The organism is Agarivorans sp. 2_MG-2023, from assembly GCF_030548085.1.
GTDB lineage: Bacteria > Pseudomonadota > Gammaproteobacteria > Enterobacterales > Celerinatantimonadaceae > Agarivorans.
Genome location: NZ_JAUORQ010000001.1, coordinates 179,098 through 195,616, shown reverse-complemented (window position 1 = coordinate 195,616; position 16,519 = coordinate 179,098). Strand labels below are relative to the sequence as shown.

Here is a 16,519-nt window from a genome sequence, read left to right as displayed (position 1 = left end):
TTTCCTACCCATCGCGTGGAGATTAACGTACCGTTTGACTATAAAACTCACTAATATATTTACCGCCTTTAATATTTGCTATCACCCTAAGCTTGTAACTATCCCCTTGGTTTGGGATAAAACGTCGTAGCTGAGTCTCACTTTGCCAATAATAAGGACTGTCGCTCATACCTAGCGGATAAGCAGTGGCTTCGTTAGAACTGTCCACTAAAAACAACGTGGCACTGTCGAGCGGGAAAGTCGAATTTACAATGGTGGTGCCCATTTCATCGCTAATGTTTAACTGAAACTCACCAGATTCGAGAATACATTTTTGATTAATAATGTCGCAATGTCCAAAAGTACTCAGTTGGTAAATTCGGTCTTTGTCTGCGTCATGCTCTAAATAAATGTCGGATGCAATGTAACCACCAACCGCCAAAAAAGGCATTACTAATAAAGCCAACTTGGTATGTCTATTCATCCTTACTACTTCCTGTATTCGATTATTTAGTTCTCTTTACCTAATAGGCAGCGCGTTGAATAGTAACAACTTTTGCAAATACTTTTACAAAAAAAGGCCCCCACTAGGGAGCCTTTTGCTTACTAGGGATTAGATTCATTCAGAATTAATGGTCGTGAGCAGCGCCCGCACCATGTGGAACGCGGAAGTTATCTACCATATCTTGAATATGCTGAGGCGCTGGCCCTGTTACTTTACATACTGCAAAGGCAACAGCGAAGTTCACTAAGGCACCCACTACACCAAAGGCGTTTGGAGAAATACCTAAGAACCAGTTTGGTCCCATATCACCCAAGAATGACGTGCCAGGGATAAACATAATGCCCTTATGCTGGAATACATACAGCATAGTTACACCGATACCTGAACACATACCAGCTACAGCCGCAGTGCCACTCATTTTCTTAGCAAAGATACCCATCATCAATGCCGGGAAGATAGAGGATGCAGCAAGACCAAAGGCCAAGGCTACAGTACCTGCGGCAAAGCCTGGCGGATTTAAACCGAGATAGCCGGATACCAAAATGGCCAAGGTCATCACTATTCGCCCCGCTAACAGTTCATTTTTATCCGAGAGATTAGGCGTAAGCACCCCTTTCATCAAATCATGAGATATCGAGGACGAAATAGCCAACAGCAAACCCGCAGCTGTAGACAATGCTGCGGCTAAGCCACCAGCAGCCACCAAGGCAATTACCCAGTTAGGTAGGTTAGCAATAGCTGGGTTAGCCAATACCATAATGTCTCGGTCTACTTTCACCATTTCATTGGTTTCTTTATCCGCAACATATTGGATCTTGCCATCGCCGTTTTTATCTTCATATTGAAGTAGGCCAGTTTTTTCCCAATCTTTAAACCACTGAGGGCGCTCGTTGTAAACCAGGTTATCACCGGCACTTGGAACAATAGTATTCATTAAGTTAAAGCGAGCCATAGCACCTACCGCAGGGGCAACGGTGTACAGCAAGGCAATAAATACTAAGGCATAACCCGCTGAAGAACGCGCAGCTTGTACCGTAGGAACAGTGAAGAAGCGCATAATTACGTGAGGTAAGCCTGCAGTACCAATCATCAACGACATGGTGTAAGCAAACATATTAAGTGTGCCACCCAAGTTGTCGGTGGTGTATTCCTTAAAGCCTAAGTCGGTAACGACCATATCCAGCTTGTCTAGCAGATATACACCACTACCATCGGCCAAGGTACTACCCAAGCCAATTTGAGGGATCGGGTTACCGGTAAGTTGCAATGAAATAAACACAGCAGGAATAGTGTAAGCAAAGATAAGCACACAATATTGGGCAATTTGGGTATAGGTAATTCCTTTCATGCCGCCTAGTACTGCGTAAACCCAAACAACAAACATACCTATGTATAGGCCCATGTCGTACTCAACTTCTAAGAAGCGAGAGAAGGCAACACCTACACCTTTCATTTGGCCAATAATATAAGTAAGAGATGCAATGATTAAACACAGCACAGCAACTATACGCGCACCTTTTGAGTAATATCTGTCGGAAATAAACTCAGGGACGGTAAACTTACCGTGTTTGCGCATATACGGGGCGAGTAACATGGCCAATAGAACGTAGCCACCTGTCCAGCCCATTAGAAAAACAGAACCACCATATCCAAGGAAGGCAATTAATCCCGCCATAGAGATGAACGAAGCTGCACTCATCCAGTCAGCACCAATTGCCATACCGTTTTGAATAGGTGTAACACCCCCACCAGCCACATAAAAGTCACTAGTAGAAGACGCACGCGCCCACCAAGCAATAGCAAAATACAAACCAAACGAACCGAATACAGCGATGTATGTATAGAGTTTTAACTCGTCCATCTAAGACTCCTCAACATGGTATTTTTTATCGAGCTTGTTCATTTTGACGGTATACCAAAATATTAAAGCTACGAAGGTGTAAATTGAGCCCTGTTGTGCAAACCAGAAACCTAACTTGTAACCACCTAATCGAATTTCATTTAGCGGTTCTACTAATAGCAAACCAAAACCAAATGAAACCACGAACCATATGACGAGACAGGTAAATATTAGACGCAAGTTTTCTTGCCAATATGTAGTCTGTTCTTCCATGATATTTCTCCGAGCAGATCGCAAAGGATACTGCAGTGTTATGGTATTAAGGATGTAACCAAAATGTTAACGGCCGAACAAATCATTGAGTTTTTATCTGCAGCTACTCAGATAGATACACATATAAACTCAATTCAAGCCTATCGAAGTAAAAGTTAACAAACGATTAACAGGCTAGGTATTAATCTTTAGTCTAAACCCAAGTGATATAGGCAAAAACTGAGATCTAGGCTATAAAAATAAGTGGAATTATTATGAGGGATAAGCTGAACACCAAACCACTTCAGCTATGTGGGTGAAAAACCAATGGAGAAGAATAATAAAGCCTGAGGGTTCAGGCTTACAAATGTAAATATTTTGTAATCAAACTATACGCAAAAATCTACATCAGAGATATCGATAGGCTTATCTTCAGAAGAAATTTCAGCATAACTATCATCAGCAAAAGACAGCTCTTGGCCATCATCTAGCACGATAAAGTAGGAAAGGTTAACGGGATTAATCCGTAATTCGCCGTAAAGAAAACACCCGCTGTTAAACAACACCGTGGTATTAGGTTTAGAAAAAAACATAGCGCTTACTCTAGGGCCAAAGTTAACCAAAGCAATAATCACCAGAAAAGACACCGTTAACCACTTCATTTTCAATCTCTAACTAAAAAGAAGCAATTGTATCAGCTTTTACAAATGAAGCGTGTTGACCCAGATTAAAAAGCGGCGCTAGCTTAACTAGCGCCATAACGTTTAGCTAGAAGTAGTAACGCGCTTGAATCGACATTTCATCTTGCTTTTTGTCGGCGCCTGCTGCGTCTTTATTTTCTAAACCGAATTTGTACTCAAGTGCTAGCAATACTTGCCCTGGCTTCCAACCCACACCCGCCGCGGCGTAACTTAACTCGCCTTGGCTACCACTGGTTTTATCCTCTAAACCGTTATAACCGGCATATACGTGATAGAGACCACCATCGATTTTGTAGAAACCTATTAGCTCTACACCATTAGCTTTATCGGCTAAGGTACTAAACTTCCGACTCAGGTTTTCATACTCACCGTAGGAACCGGCCACATAAAACATATCGTCTTCGTACACCGCACCCGCTAACCAAGATTTGGCTTTATCTTGATCAGCAGCACCTACGTAACCTGTTTTAGTGTTGTCATATCCATTCGCCGCGTACGCAGCACCAAAGGACAAGCCAAAATCAAAATCATACTTACCGCTAATTTGATAACCATAATCCCTAGCACTATCATCTTTTTCAAATTGATATTGAGCGGCTATACCAAAACCACCAAATGACTTGCGATAAACAATCGCTTCGTCGGCACGACCCATACCAGATTCATCGCCGCCGTTACGACCGTCATAGGTGCCAGAGGCATCACCACCAAACTTCCAGAATTGATCGGTCCATACTGCAATGTCGTAATAAGCAGACCATTGCTTACCAACCCGCAATTCTCCAAAGCCATCGTTATTAAAGTAGATGTTACCTAAACGATTACTAAACAGAGGGTCACTAGCACTAGAGCCTTCTGTAGGGTTAAACCCCCACTCTAGCTGAGCCCCCGCTATCCAGTTTTGGACCATTTCATGCTCAAAGGCAAACCGGATCCGTGAGGTCTTATTTTGTAGTTCAAACGAGCTGTCTTTATTAGCCCCATCTCCGTATCCCGCCTGATAGAAGGCTTCTATACCTAGATAGCCACCTATGCTGACGTTTGTTTTACCATTTTCATAAATAGTAGCGGCTGAGACGCTACTTGCCATCGCACTAAGTGCGAGCCCTGCAATTAACTTATTCATGTTCACTCCTTGGTTTGAGCTTTCTTCATAAACTCTTCACAAATGAGGTGGGAAATTGTGCTAACAGTTAAACACCCCAAAATTTAGCGTAGTAACGAATCTTTAAATGAACAAACTGGCTGTTGTAAGAAGATAATGCTGACATTGATAGGTTTATGAGTAACTTAGTGAAGTTTGTTAATAATCAACAAAGAATCAGTGTTTTTTAGCGTGTATGTGTTCTTTCTTGCTATTTACTTCTATTCAAGCTGGCAAAGTTTCTTGCCACCACTGAATAAATAACTACTATTCATAACCTTACTAAGGAGTATTTTGTGAAACTCAGCCACCGTTTAGCCTGTATCGACCAACTGATAACACACTCTTATCAAGATATTTGGGACTGCTGCTGCGACCATGGAATGCTTGGCGCACACTTAGTTCAGCGCAAGGCGGCCGAGCGTGTTCACTTTGTAGATTGCGTCCCCAAGATCACTCAACAACTTGAGATAAAACTGGCAAAACACCTGCCCTACTCGGCTAATTCCAACACCAGTTCGTGGCGGGTCTATTGTATGGATTCGGCTGAAATTTCTCTTGAAGATACCGCTAAGCAACTAGTAATTATCGCCGGCGTTGGTGGAGAGTTGTGTATCAGTATTTTGAAAAAGTTCTTCGCCCAAAATGTCGGTAAACGCTTTGAGTTGATTTTGTGCCCGGTACATCACCAATACGAACTTCGTGAGTTTTTGAGCCAACAAAAACTGGGATTAATTAGCGAACATCTAGTACTTGAAAACAAACGCTATTATGAAGTTGTTCATTTAAGCACCGATGTGCCACAAGCAATAAGCTTAACCGGCAGCCAAATGTGGCAGGCCAATAACCCTGAACACCAGCAGTATTTAGAAAAAACCATCGCTCACTACCAACGTATAAGTGTTAGCCATGCTCACCCCGCATTACTGGCCTACCAAACTCTACTCAACGAATGGCAGTGAGAGGCCGAATCAATCACTTATATTCAATAAATAAAATATTTAAATCTACATATAAAACAGTAAGCAACATTTTGTATTGGGTGTGCTAGAATCGCCGCCCTTGAGTAGTGAGCCAACTACACTGCTAAAATATGACTAAATAAAAACAAGCGATCTTTTACATGAAATTTCCTGGTCAACGTAAGTCAAAGCACTATTTCCCGGTTGAGTCTCGCGATCCACTAACGAACGAGCTAAACCCGGTTTTACGCCCAAAACTCACCCATATTACTGGCATTGACCAAACCTTGGTGGATATAGAGGCGCACGTAGATGACGCGTTTATTCAACGCCATAAACTGGTAAAAGGAAATTCGTTACTGATTGACGATCAAGCGGCTCAATCCTTGTATCAAGAGCTGCAAGACAAGCAACTGATCGCAGCAGAATTTGCTGGCGGCACTATTGGCAATACTTTACACAATTATTCTACCCTTGCTGACGGCCGTTCTGTCATGTTTGGCGTGATGAGCCAAAACATTACAGTAGGTGACTATGCCTACCGCTATCTTTGTAATACCTCATCTCGAGTTGATTTAAACCATCTGCAATCCGTAGACGGGCCCGTTGGCCGCTGTTTTACATTAATTACCGAGTGCGGCGAGCGTACCTTTGCCATTTCTAAAGGGCATATGGACAAACTAAGCCCAGAATACATTGATGAAAGCTTAGTTAAATCTGGCGCAGCATTAGCACTTACCGCCTACTTGATGCGAGCGGGTAACGACCCTATTACTCAAGCCGCCATGCAGGCGATTGACTACGCCAAGCAAGCAGAGGTACCTGTTGTTCTCACACTAGGGACTCGCTTCTTAATTGAAGACGACCCAAAGTGGTGGCAACAGTTTGTCGCGGAGCACGTTACTGTGCTAGCAATGAACGAAGAAGAGGCGGAAGCCCTAACCGGACATAGTGATGTATTGCTGGCTTGTGAAGCCGCACTTGAATGGTGTGATTTAATCCTTTGTACTGCCGGTTCTCGGGGGCTGTTTATGGCAGGTTACACCGATGAAAGCCATAAACGCGTAACAAGCCACACGCTATTGCCAGGAGCGATACCAGAATTCAATCAATATGAGTTTTCTCGCCCAATGCTAAAACAAGATTGTAAACAAGCAGTTAAGGTTTACTCGCATATTGCACCATTTATGGGTGGGCCTGAAAAAATCACCAATACCAACGGTGCGGGCGATGGCGCATTGTCTGCACTATTGCACGACATGGCAGCCAATGTATTCCACCGTAGCAATGTTGAGCAATCTAGCAAACATCGCTTCGATGCACTTAGCTATTCATCATTTGCACAAATTTGTAAATACGCTAACCGGGTAAGTTATGAAGTACTCGCCCAGCACAGTCCACGTTTATCACGTGGTCTGCCAGAGCGAGAAGAAAGCCTAGAAGAGGCTTACTGGGAGCGTTAAGTGAGCTTAATCAACAAAGCTATTCGGTAGTTTGGAACAAATAGCGCTGACTAAATAAGTCTTTAGGTATTGGCTTAGAGACTAGATAACCCTGCACATAATCACAAGCAACGCTTAATACCTGTTGGCGTTGCTGCTCAGTTTCCACCCCTTCCGCAACAACTTTCAAACCCAAATGATGGGCCATTGTTACAATCGCTTTAACTAAAGCCACGCTATCTTTGTCGGTCGTTAAGTGCTGAATAAACGAACGATCAATTTTAAGTAAATCGATATCGAGTTGCTGCAAGTAAGCTAACGATGAATACCCCACACCAAAATCATCAATAGCAACATCAATACCTCGTTGATGTAAGCGCGCAAGTTGATCTTTAATCGATGCATCGGTAGTCATTAACACGTCTTCAGTGATTTCAATCATAATGCTATGAGCTGGAAGTTGATGCATTGCGATGGCATGCAACCAATCATCAATCCATTTACCGCCGTCATTAAACTGCGAGGGAGAGGTATTAACCGCCACTTGAATATTGCAATCCCCTTGTCGATACCACTCGGCCACCGTTTCTACGGTTTGATGCATGACCCACTGGCTAAGCTCTCTAATTAGCCCGGCTTGTTCAGCTGCCTCAATAAACTCGCCTGGATAAACTAAACCACGTTGTGGGTGATTCCAGCGCACGAGTACTTCAGCCTTAGTCACCGCGCTTGTTTCTGCCGAGAACTCAAGGGCAGTAATGGGTTGGAAATACAACTCAAATTGCTGCTCAATCAAAGCGGTACGTAACTCTTCAACCAAGCGCCGTTTTTGTTGAGCTTCTACCTGCATAGCAGATGAGAAAAACTGATAACAATTACGCCCACGGTCCTTTGAAACATACATCGCTTGGTCGGCATGTTTCACTAACTCTTCTACGTTAGTGCCATCTAAAGGATGAAAAGCGATGCCGATACTGCCACTAACATAGGCATCTTCCTGTTTAATCGTGAAGCGCTTAGCTAAAGCTTGCAGCACGGTTTCTGCAATGTTGGCCAATGGTTGTTGTTCACTCACCCCTTCAATAACAATGGTGAACTCATCGCCCCCCAAGCGCGCGACCGTATCTTGCTCTCGTACACATCTGAGGATCCGTTGACCAGCTTGGCTAAGTAAAATGTCGCCATAATCGTGGCCTAAGGTATCGTTAATCTCTTTGAAGCCATCTAAATCAATGAATATCAAACCAAAATGACTATTTTGCTTAACTAACTCTTGGATTTTTTCGTAGAAATAATGGCGGTTAGGTAAACCCGTTAACCCATCGGTGTAGGCGTATTGCAACAATTGTTCATTGGCATTCTCAAGCTCTTGCGTTCGTACGCTCACTTGCTTCTCTAACATCCGTTCACGTAACTCAATGGTTTCTAACATGCTGTTAAAGCACTCGGTGAGATCAGCCACTTCATCGGCACTAGATTGTTGAGCGCGCAAGCTATAATCGCTGCTACGCGTTACTCGTTCTGCCACCTGGGAAAGGTGCAATAAAGGACGTAAAAAACCGCGTTGCAAGAACAGCGACAAGAACAGGCTCAAACCAAAGGTAAACAATAAAAGTACGACTAAAAACTGACTATAAAAGCCAATTCGTTGGTCAATATAGCTATCGTTAGCCCAAACAATCAGTTGCCCATACACTTGCTCATCGAGTATCAATAAACTGATGATTTCAATAACTTCACCAGGTTCTTCACCAAACTCATGATGCTTAGTCATACTTTGAATACTGGCGAGTACCTTAAGCTCGGTATTTCTTATTTCTGCTTTCATTACGTCTTCACGTAACAACAAAGATTCAACCAGTTCTTGCATCGCCTCTTGATCATCAAACAACAAAGCCGCGGTGATATTGGGTGACAAAATGTCAGCCATATTCTGCAGACTTTCGGTTTGATCACGCTTGGCACTGACCACTTCGTAGGCACTAAATACACCCGCCACCATCGCACTGGAAAAAATAGCCATGCTCATTAATATCAGTAGCAACTTTTTGCTCATGGTATTCATGCTAAAAAAGGATTTCATTGCTCGCCCTCTTTAACAATTCTACTCAGCCTTAATACCTTGGAGCTCATAACAATGTCAGCCTTTTTCAACGACTCTGGAGCAACCTCAAAGCGAATTTTCCCTGATGCTAAGAAAAATCGTATATGACCGCCAAGCTTAATAAAATCGGGAGTTTCGCCCACTAGCATAGTATGTAGCAGCAAACTTTTATCGGTGTTGACCCATTGCTCACGATAACGATGAGTAACAAACAACAAGTTACATTGGTTAATATTTAATGAGTCTAGCTCGACAAGGGCGACTTTAATGTCTAAGCCATGAATAGTTTGCTGGTGTAATACCCAACTCGCAGTATCTAAAAAGTCACTATCGGGGCTACACAGCTTAAAATATCCCACCGGAGTCGCCGGTACTTGCCAATCGCTATAACGCGCAAAGTTAAACAAAAAGCCAGCTTTTAGCGCCGCTTCTTTATCATTGAGTTCTGCGTTTACAGCCGCTACGTGTAGCAGTAATAGCACACCCATTGATTTTAAAAAGCGCTTAATTAATCGCATTAAACAACCTAAAACTCAGCCATTAAACGAATCACTACACTGGGCTCAATATAGTTTGGGACAGTAAATGTTTCCGAGGTATTGTTATACTCAACATGGCTACCAGCTAACAGGTTTTTACCACTAAGAGATAATTGGGTGCTGGGTTTAAACTGCCAATTCCAACTAAGATCTAAAACATCATAGTCATCCACTCTATAGGCATCGCTGTTGATTGAACGGAATAGCGCAAACAAAGAATGCTGTTTAAATACCTGCCAACCTGCTTTAGCAAACAACTGTTTTGAATCAGAATCGTAACCAATGGCTGGCTGGGTATCTGGCTGTAAATTATAGCGATACGACATTTGGCTATAGCCCAGCTCACTGGTAAATCGAGGGTTAGGCTGCCAAGCAATTAAGGCCTCGCCGCCTTTCACATTGAGTTCTGCATTGGATACAACATCAAACTCTACTACCGTTTCAGTAAGCGCCTGCTGTGCCTCTTGGTATTTGCCGGCCGCTAACAACGCAAAAATTTCATCAACACCTTCAGGAGACGTATTGGGTTGAACTGCAAATACATCTTTAGATTGGGTATGAAACAATGCCACATCTAAAGACCAGTTAGACTGGCTAAAACGGTAGCCTAATTCATAAGACAGGGACTTTTCTGGCTCGACTTGTTGGTTACCATTTAAAACCGTTCGCAGGTGATACTGATCAATTGCATCGATACCGGTTTGTATAAACTCCCCTACGCGGGTGCCGTTGAGCGCCGAGTCGTAATCATACTCGGCCAACGAAGGAATGCGCACCCCTTGCGATACAGCCCCCCAAACTACATGGTTATTGCTTGGTTGCCATAACAATCGTGCCACAGGCTGGTGTTCCCAGCCGGTAAAACTATTGTGTTCAGACTTGTTACCCACAATTAAATTTAAGGTTTCCGGAACAAGCGCAAACTGAGCTTGAACAAATGCGCCATATTGTTGCAAACGCGACAGGTCTGCGTCGCTGCTAATTAACGCATTTTCTTCGAAAGGTAGGTCACTATTACGGTAATTTAGACCCCAATCAAACTGAGTACGACCAAATAAAGTATTCATTTGATAATCGATGTCTAATGACTGAAAGCGTTCATCTAAATAAAGCTGCTCACCATCTTGAATCGCCCACGAAGCCTGCAACATTTGATTCGATGAGTGCGACATACGATGTTCCGCTCGCGCCATTACCCGCCCATCTTGGCGCTGAAACCGATCTTGATGAAGTGTGTTTTGATTAGTTTCTACTGACAAAGCTTTCAAATTCTGCCCCATGTCAGTGTGGGTATAGTTCAGCTGAGTAAGAATAGATAAATCATCATTCGGCGCAAAATCTAATCGAAAGCCGATACTTTTTTGCTTAGCATCATCGTTAGGTTCTGCTTTAGTTCCATGTTTCGACGCATCAGAATCACGTACGCTACCATACACGCGATAACTGCCGTTATTACCCAAATTGCCGCCATGACGCAAACCTACATCGTAATTAAGCTGGTCACCGCTGCTCACCTGTACCAATGTATCACGCGTATCTAGGCTGCTTTTAGTGATGATGTTAATCACCCCATTGGTGGCGTTACTGCCCCATAACAAGCCACCTTGTCCGCGGATCACCTCAATACGTTCAATATCGTATAAAGGCACATCTAAGGTTTCCCAGTAAACGCCAGCAAAAGACGGGTTATATACACTTTGGCCGTCCACCATCACTAACAGTTTACTGGTATAACGGCCAGCCACACTTCTTGCTGTTATAGCCCACTGATTATTATCAAGCTGCCTCACTTCTAAACCAGGAACCAGCTTTAAAGACTCAGCAACGGTAACCGCACCAGACGCTTTAATATCTTCTTTGCTTAATACGTATAAAGAGGCGGCTGTGGTAAACGCAGATTGGGCACGCTTCATCGCCGACGTAGCTTGCACGTCGGTGGCCATTAGCGATTCTAATTCTAAGCTCGACAGAGGATTATTTTCTTCTGCGACCAGATTGCTTGCGCAAAACAACAAAAAACAAGCACTAGTTGAAGGCTTCAACAAGACAACTCCTTGGTCTTTAAAACTATCCTTAGTATCTGAAACAAAAAAGCTCGAGGTAACAAGGGTATGAAATGGCTAAGGCCATGAGCATTTATTCAGCAAAAATTGATAGTATTTATCTCAAAGAAATAGATCAAGGAAAACCACAAACTAATAATGTTGGCGGGGATTTTAAATTGCTAAAATAATAAACAAACTATTGAAAATTATAATTAAACTTTCATTAAGTGGCGATGTTGGCAGCTACGATTTCGCCCCGATTTTTTAGCTTGGTAAAGGGCATCATCAGCCCGCTGTAAAACACTGTCACGACTAATATCACTTGATTCAATACTGCTAACCCCGATACTAACGGTGACATGTAAACAACCGTGCTGATAACTAAACAGTTGCTGTTCTACGGCTTTTCTAATTCGCTCAGCACTTACGAACGCGTCATTAACCTTAGTATGCGGTAACAAAATCGCAAACTCTTCTCCGCCCATACGAGAGCATAGATCTACATCTCTTAACTGAGACTTTATAACCTCATATAACTGCTTCAAAATACGATCACCGCAAGGATGACCATGCTCATCGTTAATTGCTTTAAAGTGGTCAATGTCGATCATTATTAAACTGCAATCCAAATAATGGCGATGATAAGTTTGAAAATGATTCGCTAAGCTTTCGAAGAATCGACGACGATTAAAAGCGCCTGTTAGTGCATCGGTTTCGCTCAAAAAGCGCAACTGCTGCTCCAATTTATAGCGCTCATTGATGTTGCGTGCAGCCCACACCACCGCGCGCTGCCCATCAATAAAGGACTGTAATGGTAAAATTCGGGCTTCAAACCACTCTTCACGCTCTAGCTTGCTGCTCTCGCTACAAGGAAGTCTCATATCCATGGGAGAGATGGAATATTCGGATACGCGTAAATTTTGGTCAAAGATACTCATCCGTATTTGCTGCATAAACCACTTAGCTTTTTCTTCGCAAAATACGTCCGCAACAAAACGTCCGGTTAACAAGCGGCTGCAGGAAAAAGAGTGTGTTTCTTGGTCGCCAAGGTGAGCGATACAATAGCCGTCTTCAGTGAACACGAGGGTCGAGTCAGGAAATGCTGAAACGATTTCTAGTAACTGGGCAGTAGATAAATGCATTCTGGAGCCTTAACTAATTGCAAAAACAATCGACAAGGTTTAGTTACGCGTATCAAATACTAGTTTGAATTTATTAGAATTATTATGCTCAACCAAGGATGACAATTTCAGTTTAAGCTCAACTATCAGACTACTCCGACCACCCAAGTCCAAATTTGATTTATATCAATTAGCTAAAAAAATAGTAAGTAAATCTAAAAAATCATACATACCAAGAATATTTGTCCACCTAAAGTAGAACATTCCAACAATCTCTCTGAGACCAGCGTTCTCATGCTAGTGCTTAAGCTTATTGGTAACGCGTTTTCTAGAGCATCGTCCCCTTAAAACCAGTAAAAGCTAAGTTTCTTGATGGTGTTTCAGGCAAATGCTTTTAACCGTTAAAACTGTCACAGCCTAATAAAACAACAATTGTGTTACCAAGCGTTCAAGATAAAAGTATTAATCAATTGTTAAGAATTTATGAACGCTAGGGACAATTAATGAACTCATTTACAGCATTAAACTCTACTAAGTGGCTAGGCTCTCTAGCTGCGTCACTGATTCGCCTAGCCATTTTCGTGTCGATAGTCACAGGCCTAAGCAGTTACGCAATCAATGGCTAATCGCTATCAATAACGCATTTAAAAGCCGTGCCTATATCAATACCTCTTCAGTTAATGTTGAGCTATTAACCTTGTGTTAGGCAGGGCTGCACCGAGTCCCAAACGCTACTCAGCCTCAGTATTTATTGGGTTTAGCGACGTTTAGACAAAAGTAACATCATTAAAAAAACAACAAACTCTACATAAGGAAAATGATAGAAATGAAAGTTACCTCTATATTTGCAATTGCATTAACCGTAGCGACGATCACACCTGCGCATGCTAATTATTTTAAAGATGATTTTAGCTGGGGATACAACTCAGGCATTTGGCAAGCTCGCGATGGCAGTAACGGCAGCCCCTTTGGCTGTAAGTTTACCCCATCCAAAATTTCACCCAGTTCACACGGAATTACACTTAACGTAGCGCCAAACCAATGCGCCGAACTTAGAACAAAATCGTTACTAGGTTATGGCAAAGTGCAATCGAGCCTAAAAACAGGTAACGCACGCGGCACTGTATCTTCAATCTTTACTTACACCTCATGGCACGATGTTCCTGGCCGAGCTTGGCAAGAAATTGATATCGAGTTTTTGCCTAGCCTTGGCAACGTGGTGCACACTAATCTTATCTACCAGCCTCAAGGAGGCCAATATCAGAGTTGGGAGCAAGATATAGATTTAGGCCAATACGGACTCAACATTCACCAAGATATGGTCCATATAGGCTTTGATTGGTCGAGTTGGAAAATCGATTGGTACTTAATAGACTCTTCAGGAAATACGCGAATCATTCGCAGCTTATATAAAGACAATGGAGATGGCTATGTTGCTGCCAACGAGGTTCCACAATATGCTTGGCCAGTTGATCCCACGCGTATAATGATTAACCATTGGCATGGTGATAACTCAGCAGATGCAAAGTACTTCCCACAAGAGTACTTCAACCAAAACAACTGGGCTTACTACGATTATCTAGAATACACCCCAAAGTAATCTAAGCTGTCAGCAGACTTTATTTTAAGTCTGCTGTTTCAAGTTCTATCTAAGTCCCCCTTGAACCATTCCTAAATATATCGCTCTCAAAGCATCTGCGTTAGCTCTCTTTAACGCTTTTCATTTATGGCATAAGTGTTGGTTTAATCACATCTGCGCAATAATTTAATTGTAATACCATAACAACAAAAATACATTGCGCAATAAACAAGCTGTAAATTGACTGAACGCTAAGGATGGCCCATGCAAATTTCTGTTGTGATGAGAACGCTAATCGGTTTTGCCACTCTACTGGTGCTGTTAATTGCCATCGCATTGATTGGCCAATTTAATATTAGAAGTTTGGAGTCTCAACTCAACGAGACTGTTGACCAGCTAACGCCCACTGCGGAGCTATCCAACCGTTTATCGGGCTTGCTGCTTAACTCAGCCTGGGTGATTGGCTTACATAGCAACACCGAATCTCTTGAGCAAATGAATCAGTTAGAAGGCCAAGCAGCCTCCCTTACCCTAACCTATCAAAACACCTATCAAGACTTACTGACATTAACCAAAAGCTACCCTGAGCTAAACCAAATACTTAAACCCGTTAAAGCCCACGCTGAAACAACCTTTACCACAGCTAGCACCCAGTTTGCCAATCACCAACAATGGGTAAAAACTAACAAAGCCGTTCAAAGCCTGCGTCGCCAATTTAAGCAGCAATGGAGTGGCTACCACGAGGATCTTCAGTTTATTGCTGACTCTGTAGATGGTGATGCGCAATGGATAGCTATTGCTTTACAAGCCGATGGTGCCATTTTAGAGCGCCTGCTAGACGAAGCCTTTTATGCCAAAACGGTCAAACAAACCACCGAGCAATTGGTTCAACTTAAAAAGCTTTATGCACAAATGATAGAAAAACGCGACGAGCTTGAGTTCTACATTGAAGATGATATTGAAAGTGTCGTGAACTACTTTGTGTTGCTCAATGAATCCATTAACAAAAATGGTTTGTTTAGTGAAATTGATCACCTCGCTCATTTGAGCCAACAACAACGCAATAACTTTGAGGTAATTAATACCCAAACCGCAGAAGCCCTAGAACAACTAACACTCGCTAGCAATGCAGTGTCATCCATGATTGTTAAGGCAAAAGCCCAAGTAAGCAACACCTCTCAAACTGCCATAACAACCATGATTGCGGTGGTGTTAGCCTCGTTAACTATCTCACTGGTGGTAGCGTGGAGCGTAACCTCTAGCATCAAAGGGCCACTAAAACGCACTTTGGCACAAATGAAAAAGCTAGTAGACGGTGATTTTAGTGAGCAAATTACTATTGAGAAGAATGATGAATTTGGCCAAATTGCCCAACAACTCAACTTACTCACCGAGCAATTTAACCAGGTTATAGGCTCTATGGTAGACAGTGCCAAACAACTAGAAAGCAGTGCCGAAACCGGCCTAAATGCTAGCCAGCATTCTCGCACCATTATTTCCGAACAACGCGCTCAAACCAACATTGTGGCCGATGCCGTTAAAGCCATGGAAGAAGGCGTACAAGATGTCTCCCAGCAAGCTAATACCTCGCGCGATGATATTGGTGATGTATCTGCACTCACTGAACAAGGGCGAAAAGCCGCACATACTACCCGCAATACAACCACTCAACTTAAGGCCACCATTATTAATGCCGCTGAGAAAGTAGATACCTTAAAACAAAATTCCGACGACATCGGTTCTATCCTTGATGTTATTCAAAGCATCGCCGAGCAAACTAACCTACTCGCGCTAAATGCAGCCATTGAAGCCGCCCGAGCTGGTGAACAAGGTCGCGGTTTTGCGGTCGTTGCAGACGAGGTGCGCAATCTGGCTAGCCGAACCCAAAACTCAACGACTGAGATTTTCAGTGTGATAGACGGACTACAAAAAGGTGCCAACGCTGCGGTAGCATTAATGAAACAAGGTGAGTCAATGGTGGCAGAATGCTTAACCCAAGCCGAGCAAAGTGACCAGCAATTAGAGAATATTGCGGTCATGCTGGAGCAAATTCGCGCCTATAGCCAACAAATTGCCAGCACTGCTGAAGAGAAAATGGCAGTAGCCTCGCAAGTTGCAAACAATGTACAAAAAATAGTAGATCTCGGTCATTCGGCTCATAAAGACGCAGAGCACAACGAGCAAGCCAGTGAATCATTAAAAGTTAAGTCTGAGCAACAGCTTGGCCAACTAGCCATCTTTAAACTTAAAGACTGCATTGCAGCTTGTGAGCAACCATTAACCACTTAAGCACATACACTTAAACA

The 16,519-nt window shown here is 42.9% G+C and carries 14 protein-coding genes; 5 read left to right on the top strand and 9 right to left on the bottom strand.

Annotation, left to right across the window (positions count from 1 at the left end):
• Nucleotides 1-22 precede the first annotated feature (22 nt).
• The 5 genes from Q4549_RS00875 to Q4549_RS00855 form a co-directional block, all read right to left on the bottom strand.
• Entirely contained in the window at nucleotides 23-463 is a 441-nt protein-coding gene (locus tag Q4549_RS00875; protein WP_137673081.1) for a hypothetical protein, read from the bottom strand.
• A 145-nt stretch (nucleotides 464-608) separates the two neighbouring features.
• Nucleotides 609-2,345 carry a sodium:solute symporter family protein gene (locus Q4549_RS00870; RefSeq protein ID WP_137673082.1) on the bottom strand — a complete coding sequence of 579 codons (1,737 nt, stop codon included), beginning with the start codon at nucleotides 2,343-2,345 and terminating at the stop codon, nucleotides 609-611.
• A complete protein-coding gene (locus tag Q4549_RS00865; protein ID WP_137673083.1) occupies nucleotides 2,346-2,597 on the bottom strand; it encodes a DUF4212 domain-containing protein in 252 nt (83 codons plus the stop codon). It lies immediately after the preceding gene.
• A 368-nt stretch (nucleotides 2,598-2,965) separates the two neighbouring features.
• Entirely contained in the window at nucleotides 2,966-3,238 is a 273-nt protein-coding gene (locus Q4549_RS00860) for a hypothetical protein (protein WP_303553043.1), read from the bottom strand.
• Nucleotides 3,239-3,344: 106 nt separating this feature from the next.
• Complete coding sequence (locus tag Q4549_RS00855; protein ID WP_303508279.1) at nucleotides 3,345-4,403, bottom strand: porin; 1,059 nt, start codon at nucleotides 4,401-4,403, stop codon at nucleotides 3,345-3,347.
• Between the two features lie 314 nt (nucleotides 4,404-4,717).
• On the opposite strand from Q4549_RS00855, the gene Q4549_RS00850 reads away from it, so the two are divergent.
• Together Q4549_RS00850 and Q4549_RS00845 are read left to right on the top strand one after the other, a co-directional pair.
• On the top strand, nucleotides 4,718-5,383 hold the full coding sequence (locus Q4549_RS00850) for a tRNA (adenine(22)-N(1))-methyltransferase TrmK (RefSeq protein ID WP_303553042.1): 666 nt from the start codon (nucleotides 4,718-4,720) through the stop codon (nucleotides 5,381-5,383).
• Between the two features lie 161 nt (nucleotides 5,384-5,544).
• Nucleotides 5,545-6,846 (top strand): inosine/guanosine kinase, encoded by a 1,302-nt coding sequence (locus tag Q4549_RS00845; protein WP_137673087.1) that lies wholly within the window; start codon nucleotides 5,545-5,547, stop codon nucleotides 6,844-6,846.
• A gap of 19 nt (nucleotides 6,847-6,865) precedes the next feature.
• Here Q4549_RS00845 and Q4549_RS00840 read toward each other — a convergent pair whose 3' ends face one another.
• From Q4549_RS00840 to Q4549_RS00825, 4 genes are all read right to left on the bottom strand, one after another.
• Nucleotides 6,866-8,908 carry a bifunctional diguanylate cyclase/phosphodiesterase gene (locus tag Q4549_RS00840; RefSeq protein ID WP_303553041.1) on the bottom strand — a complete coding sequence of 681 codons (2,043 nt, stop codon included), beginning with the start codon at nucleotides 8,906-8,908 and terminating at the stop codon, nucleotides 6,866-6,868.
• On the bottom strand, nucleotides 8,905-9,447 hold the full coding sequence (locus tag Q4549_RS00835; protein ID WP_303553040.1) for a YfiR family protein: 543 nt from the start codon (nucleotides 9,445-9,447) through the stop codon (nucleotides 8,905-8,907). The genes Q4549_RS00840 and Q4549_RS00835 overlap by 4 nt, the downstream gene beginning before the upstream one ends.
• Before the next feature lie 8 nt (nucleotides 9,448-9,455).
• On the bottom strand, nucleotides 9,456-11,513 hold the full coding sequence (locus Q4549_RS00830; RefSeq protein ID WP_303553039.1) for a TonB-dependent siderophore receptor: 2,058 nt from the start codon (nucleotides 11,511-11,513) through the stop codon (nucleotides 9,456-9,458).
• Nucleotides 11,514-11,725: 212 nt separating this feature from the next.
• Nucleotides 11,726-12,655 carry a GGDEF domain-containing protein gene (locus Q4549_RS00825; RefSeq protein ID WP_303553038.1) on the bottom strand — a complete coding sequence of 310 codons (930 nt, stop codon included), beginning with the start codon at nucleotides 12,653-12,655 and terminating at the stop codon, nucleotides 11,726-11,728.
• Between the two features lie 482 nt (nucleotides 12,656-13,137).
• Between Q4549_RS00825 and Q4549_RS00820 the strand changes: the two genes are divergently transcribed.
• The 3 genes from Q4549_RS00820 (at nucleotide 13,138) to Q4549_RS00810 (ending at nucleotide 16,502) form a co-directional block, all read left to right on the top strand.
• A complete protein-coding gene (locus Q4549_RS00820; RefSeq protein WP_303553037.1) occupies nucleotides 13,138-13,260 on the top strand; it encodes a hypothetical protein in 123 nt (40 codons plus the stop codon).
• 200 nt (nucleotides 13,261-13,460) lie between these two features.
• Nucleotides 13,461-14,234, top strand: coding sequence for a family 16 glycosylhydrolase (locus Q4549_RS00815; protein ID WP_303553036.1), 774 nt, complete (start codon nucleotides 13,461-13,463; stop codon nucleotides 14,232-14,234).
• 243 nt (nucleotides 14,235-14,477) lie between these two features.
• Nucleotides 14,478-16,502 (top strand): methyl-accepting chemotaxis protein, encoded by a 2,025-nt coding sequence (locus Q4549_RS00810; RefSeq protein WP_303553035.1) that lies wholly within the window; start codon nucleotides 14,478-14,480, stop codon nucleotides 16,500-16,502.
• Nucleotides 16,503-16,519: the final 17 nt, after the last annotated feature.